Source organism: Bradyrhizobium sp. Y36, from assembly GCF_002531575.1.
Classification (GTDB): Bacteria; Pseudomonadota; Alphaproteobacteria; order Rhizobiales; family Xanthobacteraceae; genus Bradyrhizobium.
In genome coordinates this window covers 67,578-81,784 of sequence record NZ_NWTI01000004.1, presented here as the reverse complement: position 1 = coordinate 81,784, position 14,207 = coordinate 67,578, and the positions used below count along the sequence as shown (strand labels likewise).

10 protein-coding genes are annotated in these 14,207 nt (G+C 64.4%); 6 read left to right on the top strand and 4 right to left on the bottom strand.

The window, feature by feature from the left end; translation table 11 throughout:
• Position 1: 1 nt before the first annotated feature.
• From CO669_RS09135 to cnbZ, 6 genes are all read left to right on the top strand, one after another.
• On the top strand, positions 2–1,195 hold the full coding sequence (locus tag CO669_RS09135) for an efflux RND transporter periplasmic adaptor subunit (protein WP_097659483.1): 1,194 nt from the start codon (positions 2–4) through the stop codon (positions 1,193–1,195).
• 70 nt (positions 1,196–1,265) lie between these two features.
• On the top strand, positions 1,266–4,361 hold the full coding sequence (locus tag CO669_RS09130; RefSeq protein WP_097659482.1) for a MexW/MexI family multidrug efflux RND transporter permease subunit: 3,096 nt from the start codon (positions 1,266–1,268) through the stop codon (positions 4,359–4,361).
• Between the two features lie 155 nt (positions 4,362–4,516).
• Positions 4,517–7,111, top strand: coding sequence for an ATP-binding protein (locus CO669_RS09125; protein ID WP_097659481.1), 2,595 nt, complete (start codon positions 4,517–4,519; stop codon positions 7,109–7,111).
• A complete protein-coding gene (locus CO669_RS09120) occupies positions 7,108–7,497 on the top strand; it encodes a response regulator (RefSeq protein ID WP_097659480.1) in 390 nt (129 codons plus the stop codon). The genes CO669_RS09125 and CO669_RS09120 overlap by 4 nt, the downstream gene beginning before the upstream one ends.
• On the top strand, positions 7,494–8,744 hold the full coding sequence (locus CO669_RS09115) for an adenylate/guanylate cyclase domain-containing protein (protein ID WP_097659479.1): 1,251 nt from the start codon (positions 7,494–7,496) through the stop codon (positions 8,742–8,744). Before CO669_RS09120 ends, CO669_RS09115 begins: the two co-directional genes overlap by 4 nt.
• Before the next feature lie 9 nt (positions 8,745–8,753).
• Complete coding sequence (gene cnbZ / locus CO669_RS09110) at positions 8,754–9,500, top strand: 2-amino-5-chloromuconate deaminase CnbZ (RefSeq protein WP_097659478.1); 747 nt, start codon at positions 8,754–8,756, stop codon at positions 9,498–9,500.
• Here cnbZ and CO669_RS09105 read toward each other — a convergent pair.
• The 4 genes from CO669_RS09105 to CO669_RS09090 form a co-directional block, all read right to left on the bottom strand.
• On the bottom strand, positions 9,497–10,384 hold the full coding sequence (locus CO669_RS09105) for an ABC transporter permease (RefSeq protein WP_097659477.1): 888 nt from the start codon (positions 10,382–10,384) through the stop codon (positions 9,497–9,499). The genes cnbZ and CO669_RS09105 overlap by 4 nt on opposite strands.
• A 3-nt stretch (positions 10,385–10,387) precedes the next feature.
• On the bottom strand, positions 10,388–11,329 hold the full coding sequence (locus CO669_RS09100; protein WP_097659476.1) for an ABC transporter permease: 942 nt from the start codon (positions 11,327–11,329) through the stop codon (positions 10,388–10,390).
• A gap of 157 nt (positions 11,330–11,486) precedes the next feature.
• The gene (locus tag CO669_RS09095; protein ID WP_097659475.1) at positions 11,487–12,998 is read right to left on the bottom strand and encodes an ABC transporter substrate-binding protein; all 1,512 of its coding nucleotides are present in this window, start codon (positions 12,996–12,998) and stop codon (positions 11,487–11,489) included.
• 48 nt (positions 12,999–13,046) lie between these two features.
• A complete protein-coding gene (locus tag CO669_RS09090; protein ID WP_097659474.1) occupies positions 13,047–14,126 on the bottom strand; it encodes an ABC transporter ATP-binding protein in 1,080 nt (359 codons plus the stop codon).
• Between the last annotated feature and the right edge of the window lie 81 nt (positions 14,127–14,207).

The window sequence follows — 14,207 nt, the reverse complement described above, 5'->3', positions numbered from 1 at the left end:
CATGAACATCGTAACCGAACACAAGATTTCGGGCGAACCTATCGACAACAAGGCTCCCAAGCGTCCGGTCCGGCCGGTGCTCTGGTTCATCATCGTCGGCACGCTGCTGGCCCTGCTCGTCGGCGGCCTCGTCTGGTTCAATTACTTCCGCGGCCAGATGATCAAGCAGTTCTTCGCCAACAACAAGCCGCCGCCGACCGCCGTCAGCGCCGCGGAGGCGAAGTCCGAGGTGGTGCCGAACCTGCTGACCGCGGTCGGCGGCCTCGTCGCCGTGCATCAGGTCGACGTCAGCGCCGACGTCAACGGCCGCGTCACCGAGATCAAGTTCGAGCCGGGCACGCGTGTCGAGGCCGGAACGCCGCTGGTGCAGCTGTTCGACGCGCCGGAGCAGGGCGACCTTGCCAACTACAAGGCCCAGGCCACCGTCGCGCAGCTGTCGCTCGATCGCGCCAAGCAGCTGGCCTCGCGCCAGTTCGGTCCGCAGGCGACCGTCGATACCGCGCAGGCCGCCTACGACCAGGCGCAGGCCGGCATCGCCAAGACCGAGGCTCTGATCTCGCAGAAGCTGGTGCGCGCACCGTTCTCCGGCGATCTCGGCGTCCGCAAGGTCGAGGTCGGCCAATATCTGACGGCAGGGACGGCGATCGTGTCGCTGACCGACCTGTCGGAGCTGTGGGCCAACTTCACCGTGACCGAAAAGGATTCCGGCAACCTCAAGGTCGGCCAGACCGTTCGGCTGAAGGTCGACGCCTATCCAGGCCGCACCTTCGAGGGCAAGATCACCACGATCGAGCCGCAGATCGCAACCGACACCCGTAACATCCGGGTGCAGGCGACGATCGCCAACCCGGAGAAGATCCTCAAGCCCGGCATGTTCGTGACCACCACGGTGGTCCTGCCGGACAAGCCGGCCGTGATCACCGTTCCGGAGACGGCGGTCGACTACACGCTGTACGGCGACTCCGTGTTCGTGATCACCGAGAAGAAGGGTGACGACGGCAAGACCAGCCTCTCCGCGGTGCGCACCTTCGTGCAGACCGGCAGCCGTGTCGAAGGCCGTGTCGAGATCGTCAAGGGTCTCAAGGCGGGCGACAAGGTCGTCGCCGTCGGTCAGCTCAAGCTGCAATCGGGTGCGGCGGTGTCGATCTCGACCGACCCCGCTCCGCAGATCCCGGCGCAGCCGCCGCGTTACTGATCCAATACATCCAAGTGATCCGGCCCGGCCGGATCACTTTACTTGAGACAAAGAAATCGAGATCGCCGCGATGCGCTTTACCGATATTTTCATCAAACGCCCGGTCCTGTCGGTCGTGGTCAGCCTGCTGATCCTGCTGATCGGCCTGCGCGCGGCGATGGTGCTGCCGATCCGGCAATATCCGAAGCTGTCGAACACGGTCATCAACATCACGACCGTCTATCCCGGCGCGTCCGCCGACCTGATCCAGGGCTTCATCACCACGCCGATCGAGCAGGCGGTCGCTTCTGCCGAAGGCGTCGACTACATGACCTCGTCCTCGGTGCTGGGCACCTCGACGATCCAGGTCTACATCAAGCTGAACTTCGATCCGAACCAGGCGCTCACCGAGGTGCTGGCCAAGACGAACTCGGTCAAATACCTGATCCCGAAGGAATCGAACGACCCGATCGTCACCAAGACCACGGGCCAGACCACGGCCGTGATGTATCTCGGATTCTCCTCCGAGGAACTGTCGGGCTCGGCGATCTCGGACTATCTGACGCGCGTGGTGCAGCCGGTGCTGTCGACCGTCGACGGCGTTGCCTCGGCCGATATCCTCGGTGGCCAGACCTTTGCGATGCGGCTGTGGCTCGATCCCCTGAAGATGGCCGGCCGCAACGTGTCGCCGGCCGATGTCGCGGCCGCGATCACGGCCAACAACTTCCAGTCCGCGGCGGGCCAGACCAAGGGCTATCTGATCGTTTCCAACATCTCGACCAACACCAGCCTCACCGACGTCAACCAGTTCAGGAAGATGATCGTGAAGGCCAAGGACGGCGGCTTCGTCCGGATGGAGGACATCGCCACCGTCGAGCTTGCCGCGCAGAGCACCGATGCGAGCGTCGCTTTTAACGGCGAGCGTGCGATCTTCATCGGCGTGAACGCGACGCCGCAAGGCAATCCGCTGACGCTGGTCAAGGGCGTGCGCGCGCTGTTCCCCGAGCTCGAGCGCAACCTGCCGCCCTCGATGAAGATGAAGGTCGCCTACGATTCGACCAAGTTCATCCAGTCCTCGATCGACGAGGTGGAGAAGACGCTGGGCGAAGCCGTGATCATCGTGATCGTGGTGATCTTCCTGTTCCTGGCCTCGCTGCGCTCGGTCATCATCCCGGTCGTCACCATCCCGCTGTCGATGATCGGCGTCTGCACGCTGATGCTGGCGCTGGGGTTCAGCTTCAACCTGCTGACCCTGCTCGCGATGGTGCTCGCGATCGGCCTAGTGGTCGACGACGCCATCGTGGTGGTGGAGAACATCCACCGCCATCTGGAGGAAGGGAAAACGCCGGTCCAGGCGTCGCTGGAAGGCGCGCGTGAAATCGTCGGCCCCGTCGTGTCGATGACCATCACGCTCGCGGCGGTGTACGCTCCGATCGGTTTCCTCGGGGGCCTCACCGGCTCGCTGTTCCGCGAGTTCGCCTTCACGCTCGCGGGCTCGGTGATCGTGTCGGGCGTAATCGCGCTGACGCTGTCGCCGATGATGTGCTCGGTACTCCTCAAGAACACCGAGGAGGGCCGTTTCGCCAAGCTCGTGAACCGGGTGTTCGGCGCGCTGACGCGCTGGTATGGCCGCAGGCTCGACCGCTCGCTCGACTACAAGGCGATCACCGGCCTGTTCGCGATCACGATCCTCGGCCTTGTCGGCTTCCTCTACATGCACACGTCGAAGGAGCTGGCGCCCGAGGAAGACCAGGGCATCGTGTTTGCGGTGACCAAGGCGCCGAAATACGCCAACATCGACTATGTCGATTTCTACGGCGACAAGCTCGACAAGGAATTCCAGAAATTCCCCGAGACCGATTTCCGCTTCGTGCTGAACGGCATCAACGGCCCGCAGGGCGGCATCGCGGGTTTGCTGCTCAAGCCTTGGGAGGAACGCAAGCGCTCGTCGATCGCCTTGAAGCCGCTGGTGCAGGCCGAGCTCTCGAAGATCGAAGGCGTGCAGGCCTTTGCGTTCAACCTGCCGCCGCTGCCGGGCGGTCCGGGCGGTCTGCCGGTGCAGATGGTCATCAACTCGACCGCGGGCTACCAGACCGTCTATGAGCAGATGGAGAAGCTGAAGGATGCTGCGCGGAAGAGCGGCATGTTCATCGTCTCCGACAGCGACCTCGCCTACAACCAGCCGAACGTTCAGGTTACGATCGACCGTAGCAAGGCGCAGGATCTCGGCGTCAACATGCAGAACCTCGGCTCTACGCTCGCGGTGCTGCTCGGCGGCAACTACATCAACCGCTTCAATCTCGAAGGCCGGTCCTATCAGGTGATCCCGCAGGTGCCGCGCGGCCAGCGGCTCTCGCCGGAATCGCTCGGCGGCTATTATGTGACGACCAACACCGGCCAGCAGCTCCCGCTGTCGACCGTGGTTTCGATCAAGACCAAGACCGATCCGAACTCGCTCACCCACTATAATCAGCTCAATTCGGCCACGTTCTCGGCCGTGCCGATGCCGGGTGTGACAGTGGGCGCAGCGGTCGACTTCCTCGAAGGTGAAGCCAAGAAACTGCCCGCGGGTTTCAGCCACGATTACCTGGCCGACTCCCGGCAATATGTGCAGGAAGGCAACCAGCTTGCGATCACCTTCGGCTTCGCGCTGATCATCATCTTCCTGGTGCTGGCGGCACAGTTCGAGAGCCTGCGTGACCCGTTCGTGATCATGATCTCGGTGCCGATGGCGATCGTCGGCGCGCTGATCCCGCTGTTCTTCGGCGCGGCGACCATGAACATCTACACCCAGGTCGGTCTGCTCACCCTGGTCGGCCTGATCACCAAGCACGGCATCCTGATGGTGGAGTTCGCCAACGAGCTCCAGGTCAAGGAGCGGCTCGACCGCCGTTCGGCCATCGAGATGTCGGCCCGCATCCGCCTGCGGCCGATCCTGATGACCACGGCCGCGATGGTGACCGGCCTGATCCCGCTGTTGACCGCGACCGGCGCAGGCGCGGCCAGCCGGTTCTCGATCGGCCTCGTGGTCGTGGCCGGCATGTCGATCGGCACGCTGTTCACGCTGTTCGTGCTGCCGGCCGTCTACGTGGTGCTGGCGACCGATCACCGCGCGGCCGCCGATTCCGAGCGGAACAAGCAGGTCAACGAACTCGATCTCGGCGCCAAGGCCCTGCGGCCGACCTGAGCCGGCGCGCAAGCGAACCAGAGGGGCGGCAGCGGTGGGTCCGTTGTCGCCCCTTTTTCGTTGTGCCGCCGCACGGCAAATCTCCGCCGCGCCCAACGGAGGGCGTCCCGCGCTGGCGAGAGACAAGGCCGGGTCTTCTTGCTAGGTTCCGCGGGATGAGCCTTTCCCTCCATCCCGACACCCCGCAAGCGAGCACGCTGCCGAGCCCGGCTCCGGCCGGCGCGCCCGCCGCTTCGGCGGCGGGACGGGGGATCAGGGTCCGGCTCTTCACCAAATATGTTGCGCTGTTCGTCGCCGTCGTTGCTGTTGCGCTACTCGCCAATGGCCTGTTCGAGGTCTTTTTCTATTATCGCGAGCACAAGGCGTCGTTGATCCGGGTTCAGCACGAACAGGCCGAGGCGGCTGCGGCCAAGATCGGCCAGTTCGTCAAGGAGATCGAGAGCCAACTCGGCTGGACCACCCAACTGCCGTGGTCGGCAGGCTCGATCGAGCAGCGCCGGTTCGATGCGCTGCGGCTGCTCCGCCAGGTGCCTGCCATCACCGAGCTTGCCCAGGTGGATTCCACCGGCAAGGAGCGGTTGCGGGTCTCGCGGCTCGCCATGGACGCTCTCGAGAGCGGGATCGATCTGTCCAGCGATCCGAAGTTTACCGAAGCCGTCGCGCGCAAGGTCTATTACGGCCCGGTGTATTTCCGCCGGGAGTCCGAGCCCTACATGACGCTGGCGCTCGCCGGCGCGCGCAAGGATGCCGGTGTCAGCATCGCCGAGGTCAATCTCAAGCTGATCTGGGATGTGGTTTCACAGATCAAGGTCGGCCAGCACGGGCATGCCTATGTGGTCGGCCCGGAGGGGCGGCTGATCGCGCATCCCGACATCAGCCTCGTGCTGCGCAACACGGACATGTCCGGCCTCGCCCAGGTGCGCGCCGCGCAGGCTGCCGGCGGCACGATGCCGGATGCCCTTGAGGAAGCGCGCAACATCCAGGGCCAGAAGGTCCTGACCGCATCGGCACCGATCGAGCCGCTGCACTGGACCATGTTCGTCGAGTTGCCGGTCGAGGAGGCCTATGCATCGCTCTACGCTTCGCTGCAGCGGCTCGCGATCGTGCTGCTGGCGGCGTCGATCTTCGCGGTGCTCGCGGGGATATTCCTGGCGCGCCGCATGGTCGGGCCGATCCAGGCGCTGCGCAGCGGCGCCGAAAGGATCGGCGGTGGCGATTTCTCGCAGCGCATCTCGATCCGGACTGGCGACGAGCTCGAAGGGCTGGCCGACCAGTTCAACGAGATGGGCGCGCGACTGCAGGAATCCTATACGGACTTGGAGCAGAAGGTTGAGCGGCGGACAACAGAACTGCGCGAGTCTCTCGAACAGCAAACTGCGACCGCGGAAGTATTGAGCGTCATCAGCAGTTCGCCAGGTGACCTGGCTCCCGTGTTCGACGCGATGCTGGACAAAGCCATGCAGCTTTGTGATGCGGATTTTGGTGTACTTAATACCTTTGACGGGCATTTCCATACTGCGGCCACCCGAGGGCTCTCTCCCGCTTACGAACAGTATCGGCGATCGCAACCGCTGCGTTATGGGCCGGCCACGGCGCCGGCGCGGCTGTTGGAAGGCGCCGACTTTGTAGAGATCACCGATCTTCTCCACTCCGAACCCTACCGCAACGGCGAACCAAATCGGCGCGCATTGGTCGACCTTGGCGGCGCTCGATGCCTGCTCGCTGTCCCATTGAAGAAGGATGACCGCGTCGTCGGAAACGTCATGATCTTTCGACAGGAGGATCGATCATTTTCGCAGAAGCAGGTGAAGCTGCTTCAGCAGTTTGCATCACAAGCCGTGATTGCCATTGAGAATGCGCGGTTGTTGGCCGAATTGCGCAAACGCACTGAAGAATTGTCACACTCTCTCGAAGAGCTGCGCACCGCGCAGGACCGCCTGGTGCAGACCGAAAAGCTCGCTTCTCTCGGCCAGCTCACCGCCGGCATCGCTCACGAGATCAAAAATCCGCTCAATTTCATCAACAATTTCTCCGCTCTCTCGACCGAGCTGATTGACGAGCTCAACGAGGTGCTCGAAGCGGCAAAGCTCGAGGGCAAGACCCGGGAAGAAGTCGACGAGCTGACCGGCATGCTCAGGGGCAACCTCGAAAAGGTCGTGCAGCACGGCAAGCGCGCCGATTCCATCGTCCGGAACATGCTGCTGCATTCGCGCCAGGGCTCCGGCGAGCATCGGGCCGCTGAGATCAATGCGGTTGTGGAGGAAAGTCTCAATCTGGCCTATCACGGCGCGCGCGCCGAACGGCCGTCCTTCAACGTCACCCTCGAACGCGCGCTCGATCCTGCCGCCGGCATGGTCGACATCTATCCGCAGGAAATCACGCGCGTCTTGCTCAACCTGATCTCGAACGGTCTTTACGCTACCGCCAAGCGCAAGGAGGGTGCAGGCGAGGCCTTCGAGCCTACCATGCACGTGACCACCAAAGACCGCGGGACCATGGTCGAGATCCGGATCCGCGACAACGGCACCGGAATTCCGCCGGAAGTGAAAGAGAAGATGTTCAATCCCTTCTTCACCACCAAGCCGGCCGGCGAAGGCACAGGTCTCGGCCTGTCCATGAGCCATGATATCGTCGTGAAGCAGCACGGCGGCACCATCGACGTCGACACCGAGCCCGGTGTATTCACCGAATTCATCATCACCCTGCCGCGCACGATGTCGGCAGCGGGCACTTCCGGAGGCAAGTCGTGAACGTTTACATCCTGGTCGTCGACGACGAACCCGACGTCGAGGCGCTGTTCCGGCAGCAGTTCCGGCGCGAGCTGCGCGCCGGCCGCTTCCAGATGGAGTTCGCTGCGTCCGCGCCCGATGCGCTCAAGCGCGCCGCGGAGGTTCGCGATCCCTCGCTGATCCTGATCTTGTCCGACATCAACATGCCCGGCATGAGCGGGCTGGACATGCTGCCGAAGGTCCGCGCCGCGCATCCGGACGTTCCCGTCATCATGATCACGGCCTATGGCGACGCCGAGACGCGGCGGAAGGCGATCGAGCGCGGCGCCGTCGGTCTCCTCACCAAGCCGATCGACTTCGCCTTGCTGCGGCAGGAGATCGACACGAGGCTCGAGCAAGCCGCATGACTGCGACCATCCTCTTCGTCGACGACGAGCCGGATCTCGAGGCGCTAGTCCTGCAGAAATTCCGCAGGCAGATCCGCGAAGGGCAGCTCGCGCTCGTGTTTGCGCGCGACGGTCTCGAGGCGCTGGAGTCGCTCGAGCAGAACCCGCAGGTCGACATGGTGGTCTCAGACATCAACATGCCCCGGATGGACGGCCTCTCGCTGCTGGCGAAGCTCCAGGAGGCCGAAGACAAGAAATCGACCATCATCGTCTCCGCCTACGGCGACATGAGCAACATCCGAACCGCCATGAATCGCGGCGCGTTCGACTTCCTGACCAAGCCGATCGACTTCGCCGATCTGGAAGCCACGATCGGCAAGACCATCCGCCACATCGAGATGCTGCGCGATGTGCGGCGGCGCCAGGCGGAAGCCGAGCGCGCCCATGCTGCGCTCTCGCGTCATTTTTCCCCTGAACTCGCCAGGCGCCTGGCCGCCAGCGGTGAGGGCGAGGGAATCGAAGTGCAGTGGCGCGATGTCGCCACCATCTTCACCGACATCACGGGCTTCACCTCGTTGGTCGAGACCGCGCCGCCCGAAACATTGGGCAAGCTGCTCAACGAGTATGTCGGCGGCATGACCGAGGTCGTGTTCGCTCATGAGGGAACGGTCGCCAAGATCATTGGCGATGCGATCCAGGTGCTCTTCAACGCGCCGGGGGACCAGCCGGACTATGCGACGCGTGCAGTCGCCTGCGCACACGAGCTCGATGCCTGGGCAGAGGACTTTCGCGCGCGCCAGAGTGCCATGGGTGTGGCCTTCGGCGCCACCCGCATCGGCATCCATGCCGGGCCGGCGCTGGTCGGCAATTTCGGCGGCAACCGCTTCTTCGACTACACCGCGTATGGAGATTCCATCAATATCGCGGCGCGGCTGGAGGCCGCCAACAAGCATCTGGGCACCCGCATCTGCGTAAGCGCCAGCGTCGCCGAGGCTGCAGAGAATTTTCGAGGCCGCCCCGTGGGCGAGCTGACGCTGCGTGGGCGCAGCGAGCCGTTGCGCGCGTTCGAGCCGCTGCCACCGGCCAGGTACGAAGCCCCGGAAACGGCGCTGTATTCGGAGGCGTTCGCCAAAATGGCGGCGGGCGATGCCGCGGCCATGCCGGCCTTCGCCGCGCTGGTCGGCATGCACGCCGATGATTCCCTGGCCGGCTTTCACCTGAAGCGCCTGCTCAACGGCGCCAAGGGCATCCGCATGCAGCTTGAATAGGAGTTCGTCATGATCCGTGAGTTCTCTGCCGGCAATTACCGTTTCATTCCGTCCGTGTTCCAATACTCGGCGGGGGCCGCCGCGGATGACGGCTACGAGATCGAACGGGTCCGTTTCGACCGTCTGGTGCCGCTTGCGGAAGGGTTTGCGCTGGCTGCAAAGTTCATCCAGGAGGCAGGGCGTCCGCTGACCGCGTTCTGTGCCTGCGAGCTGCGTTCGCCGGCGGCCTTCAGCGAGGAGGGATTTCGCGCGTTCAACCTGCACTATGTGAAGACGCTGTCCGAATGGGGCATCTTCGACGGCACCACCAACCCCGTGGCGCGCAGCAATGTCTGTCCCGAGATCGATCCGCCGTCCGAGCCGTCGTTCTATGCGTTCTCGTTCACCCGCCCGACGCGATCCAAGGCACCGAGCTTCGTCATCGCAGGCGGCGCCGAGGCGCGCGAGGGCAGCGGCACCTATGTCGAGCGCACCGTGCGCTACCGCGACCTCAGCCCGGACGGACTGCGCGAGAAGGTGCGCTTCACCACGACGTCGCAGATGGAAAACCGGATGGCGGCCTTCGGCTTCGGCTGGAAGCACACGACCGGCGTGCAGGCCTATTCCGTGCACGATTTCCACCACGCGCTGGTTGATGAGCTGGTTCGCCGCGGCGCGTTGCGCTCCGGCCTGACCTGGCATTTTGCCCGGCCGCCGGTGGTGGACCTCGAATATGAGATGGATTGCCGCCGGGTTTTGCGCGAGGTGGTGATTTAACGCTGTCTCGGATCGAGCGCGTCGCGCAGGCCGTCGCCGAGCAGGTTTAGCGACAGCACCACGAGGAAGATCGCAAGGCCCGGCCAGATCGCCATCCAGGGCGCCTGCGTCAGGAAGCGCTGCGCGGCGTTGAGCATGCTGCCCCAGGACGGTGACGGCGGCTGCTGGCCGAGGCCGAGGAACGACAGCGCGGCTTCGGCGATGATGGCGGCTGCGATCGACAGCGTCGCCTGCACCAGCAGTGCCGGCAGGATGTTGGGCAGGATATGCGACAGCGCGATCCGCCACGGCGGATTGCCGAGCGCGCGCGCGGCCTCGACATAATCCTCGGCCTTGACGACGAGCACCTGGCCTCGGGTCAGGCGGATGAAGATCGGCGTTGCCGAGATGCCGATCGCAATCATGGCATTGCCGAGGCTCGGCCCGAGGAACGCCGCCAGCGCAATCGCCAGGATCAGGAACGGGCAGGCCAGCATCGCATCCGTGATCCGGCTGATCAGCGCATCGACGAAACCGCCGCGATAGCCGGCGAGGAGGCCGAGGGGAACGCCGATGCCGAGCGCAATCGCAACCGAGATCAAACCCGCCATCAGTGAGGCCCGCGCGCCATAGACGACACGGCTCAATATGTCGCGGCCAAGCTCGTCGGTCCCGAACCAGTGCGCCGCGGTCGGTGGCTTGCGCACCAGGCTCCAGCTCGTCGCGATGGGATCGTAGGGCACGACGAGCGGTGCAAACGCGGCGAGGAGGATGAACGCCGTGATCACGACGAGCCCGAACACGGCGGCCTTGCGCTTGAACAGCCGCCGCCGTGCCCGGCGCGCCGGGCTGTCCAGCTCGTTCACTTGGATGGCAGGGCTGGTTGGCAGCGCAGCGTCGGTCATCGCCTAGCCCCTGAGCCTGGGATTGACGAGGATATAGGCGACATCGGCGACGAGGTTCAGCGTGATGTAGACCGTGGCCGTGACCAGCACGACGCCCTGCACCACGGCGTAGTCGCGGTTGAACACGGCATCCACGATCAGCTTGCCGAAACCGGGAATGGAGAAGATCTGCTCGGTCAGCACCGCGCCCGACAGCAGCGTGCCGAGCTCGAGAGCGCCGAGCGTAATGATCGGCGTCAGCGCGTTGCGCATGGCATGCTTGAGGATCACCGAGCGCTCGGAGAGGCCCTTCGCGCGTGCGGTGCGGACATAGTCGCTCTCCAGCACCTGAAGCATGGCGCTGCGGGTATGCCGCATCAGGACCGCGGAGATTGCATTTCCGAGTACGAAGGCCGGCATGATGGTGGCGGCAAGGCTCGCGCGCCAGTTCTCGGTGAGCGGGACATAGCCCGATGCCGGCAACCAGCCGAGCTTGATCGAGAACAGGAAGATCAGCATGATCCCGAGCCAGAAATTCGGCGTCGAGATGCCCCACAGCGCGAACAGGTTGGCGCCATAGTCCCAGGCCGTGCCTTTCTTCACCGCGGAGATGATGCCGGCGGGGATGCCTATGCAGAACGCGATCACAATCGCCATCGAGCCGAGCTGAAGCGTGACCGGCAGCTTCTGCGCGATCAGCTCGCGCACCGGCATCTTGTTACGCAGCGACTCGCCGAAGTTTCCGGTCAGGACGCCCTTGAGCCAGTAGACGTACTGAACGGGGATCGGCTGATCGAGCTTGTACTGCTGGCGGATCTGCTCGATCACGGCGGGGTCGCGCTCCTCGCCGGCCATCACCAGGGCGGGATCACCCGGCAGCAATTGCTGGAGCGAGAAGATCAGCACCGACACGAAGAACAGTGTCGGCACGATCTGCGCAATCCGGCGGGCGAGGAAGTTCAGCATGACCAGGCTCGTGTCCCGGGCGCAGCGCAACATGCAATGTTGCGCTGCTGAACCGGGACCCATTGGCGGGAACACGTTGCGGTCGTGGGTCCCGGCTCTGCGGGGCAGCGCTCGCGCGCTGCGCCGCGTCCGGGACAGGTGCTCATCGTCAGAACGATCACTTGAACTTCAACCCGACCACACGCACGAGCCCGTCGGGCATCTGCTTGTAACCCTGCAGCTTGGTGGTATGCGCGATCAGGAGCGTGCGGTGGTAGATGTAGATGATCGGCAGATCGTCGAGCAGGATCTTGGTCAGCTTTTCGTAGATCGCCTTGCGCTCGGCGACGTTGGCCGTCATGCGTCCATCTTCCATCAGCTTGTCCGCATCCGGATTCGAATAGCCGCCGTCGTTCTGCGGCGCCTTGCTGCGCATGAAGATGTAGGAATTGCCGTCGGGATCGATGCGGCCGCTCCAGTTGATCTGGAAGATCTGGAACTCGCCCGCCTGGGCCTGCTTGAACGTCGTAGCGAATTCGACCGCGCGGATCTTGATGTCGAAGCCCGCTTCGGCGGCCATCGACTGGACGACCTGGGCCACGGCTTCGTTCTCCGCGCCCTTGGGGATCATGTAGTCGACGGTCACCGGCGTGGTGACGCCGGCTTCTTTCAACAGCGCCTTTGCCTTGGCGATATCGCGGCCGCGGACCGGGAAGGCCTTCTGATAATAGGGATGCGTCGGGCTGACCCACTGGTTGCCGGGCGTGAATTCGCCGTTGAAGACGACCTGGTTGAGGGCTTCGCGATCGATCGACAGGTCGAGCGCCTGGCGCACCTTCGCCGACTGGCTCAGCGGGCCTTTGCTCTTGTCGTTGCCGATATTGACGGTCAGGCCGAGATAGCCGAGCTCCGGCGCGGTCGACAGCACGAGGCGGGAATCGGCGCGGACGTCCTTGATGTCGGTGGCGAGCACGCGCTCGATCAGATCGAGCCCGCCGGACTTCAGATTCGCAAGGCGGACGGTGGCGTCGACGATCGGCAGGAACACGACGCGGTCGATATGGATGTTGTCCTTGTTCCAGTAGTCGGCGAACTTTTCGAACACCATGCGGTCCTGCTGCACGCGCTCGACGAATTTGTAGGGCCCGGCGCAGACCGGATGCAGGCCGAATTTGTCGCCGGCCTCCTTGGCGGCCTTCGGCGAGACCATCATGCCGGAGCGGTCGGTGAGCTGGGCGATCAGCGGCGAGTAGGGGGTTTTCAGCACCAGCTTGATGGTGAGGGGATCGACCACCTCGACATGGTCGACGCTGGCGAGCTCCGACTTGCGGAACGAGGTCGGCAGCGTCATGTGACGCTCGATCGAGAATTTTGCGGCTTCCGCGTCGAGCGGCTCGCCGTCGTGGAATTTGACGCCCGGCCGGAGCTTGATCGTCATCTCCTTGCCGTCGGCCGAGGTCTCGTGCGACAGCGCGAGTTGCGGCACGATGTTGAGCTTCTCGTCGATGTCGAACAGCTTGTCGCAGAAGGCGGAGAACACGATGCGGCCGACATAGGTGCGGCCGATACTGGGATCGAGGATATCAGGGTCCTCGGCGATGCCGATGCGAAGGGTTGTCTGGGCTTGGACTGCACCCACGAGCGACGTCAGCACGGCCGACGCCAGGATTGCCAAACGCATGAAACTCATCGCTCTCAACCTCTGTTTTGCGGTCAGGCCGGGTCCGTTCCCAATGAACTAAACCCCGCCGCCGCGGACTGCTTCCGGGCCGCTGCTGAAGGCGGCGACCAATTTTTCGAGAACCGGCGAAAAGCCGCCGTCGGACGGGACGATCGCCGCGGAGGACGGCAGTTCCGACGTTCTGTGACAGGCCGTTGCATGTCCGATGCCATCCGGCACGAGCTGAGGCATTTCGCTGCGGCAGCGGTCAATCACGTAGGGGCAGCGGGTGTGGAAGCGGCACCCGGGCGGCGGATTGAGCGCGCTGGGGATCTCTCCCTGCAGCACAATCCGGCTGCGCTTTGCCTGCGGTTTAGGCACGGGGATCGCGGACAAAAGCGCCCGGCTATAGGGATGGCCTGGCGCTGCGAACAGCGCATCAGCCTCTGCGGTCTCGACGATCTGGCCGAGATTCATCACCGCGACGTGGTCGGCGATGTGCTTGACCACGGCGAGGTCATGCGAGACGAAGATGTAGGCGAGGCCGAGCCGGTCCTGCAGCTCGCGCAGCAGGTTGAGGATCTGCGACCGGATCGAGACGTCGAGCGCCGAGACCGGCTCGTCGCAGATGATCAGCTTCGGCTCGACCGCGAGGGCGCGGGCAATGGCGATGCGCTGGCGCTGGCCGCCGGAGAATTCGTGCGGGTAGCGCCGTGCCAGCCGCGGCTCCAGCCCGACCAGTCGCAGGATTTCCGCGACGCGCGCGCGTCGCTGAGCCGGCGGCACCAGATCGTGCAAGGCTAGCGGCTCGGTCAGGATCTGGCCGACCGTCATGCGCGGATTGAGCGAGGCGTAGGGGTCCTGAAAGATGATCTGCGCCTCGCGGCGGAATTTGCGCAAGCCGCCGGCGTCCAGCGCAAGCAGATCACGCCCGGCGAACCGCACCGTGCCGGCATCCGGCTCGATCAGCCGCAGCACGAGGCGGCTCACGGTGGACTTGCCGCAGCCGGACTCGCCGACCAGCGCCAGCGTCTTTCCGGCCTCGAGCGAGAAGGAGACGCCATCGACCGCCTTCACATGCGCCACCGGTCGGCCGAACAGCGAGCGCTCGGCGACGAAATGCTTGACCAGGCCGTTGACCTCGAGCAGAGCGGTCATCGCATCTGTTCTCCGCAAGCGCCGGTTTCGTGTCCCGGGCGCGGCGCAAGACGACGTGTCGCGCTGCTGAACCGGGACCCA

Bases quoted from the DNA above. Each gene is read 5' to 3' on its own strand.
- CO669_RS09135 (WP_097659483.1), top strand. From the start codon at position 2: ATGAACATCGTAACCGAACACAAGATTTCGGGCGAACCTATCGACAAC.
- CO669_RS09130 (WP_097659482.1), top strand. From the start codon at position 1,266: ATGCGCTTTACCGATATTTTCATCAAACGCCCGGTCCTGTCGGTCGTG.
- CO669_RS09125 (WP_097659481.1), top strand. From the start codon at position 4,517: ATGAGCCTTTCCCTCCATCCCGACACCCCGCAAGCGAGCACGCTGCCG.
- CO669_RS09115 (WP_097659479.1), top strand. From the start codon at position 7,494: ATGACTGCGACCATCCTCTTCGTCGACGACGAGCCGGATCTCGAGGCG.
- cnbZ (WP_097659478.1), top strand. From the start codon at position 8,754: ATGATCCGTGAGTTCTCTGCCGGCAATTACCGTTTCATTCCGTCCGTG.
- CO669_RS09105 (WP_097659477.1), bottom strand. From the start codon at position 10,384: ATGACCGACGCTGCGCTGCCAACCAGCCCTGCCATCCAAGTGAACGAG.
- CO669_RS09100 (WP_097659476.1), bottom strand. From the start codon at position 11,329: ATGCTGAACTTCCTCGCCCGCCGGATTGCGCAGATCGTGCCGACACTG.
- CO669_RS09095 (WP_097659475.1), bottom strand. From the start codon at position 12,998: ATGAGTTTCATGCGTTTGGCAATCCTGGCGTCGGCCGTGCTGACGTCG.
- CO669_RS09090 (WP_097659474.1), bottom strand. From the start codon at position 14,126: ATGACCGCTCTGCTCGAGGTCAACGGCCTGGTCAAGCATTTCGTCGCC.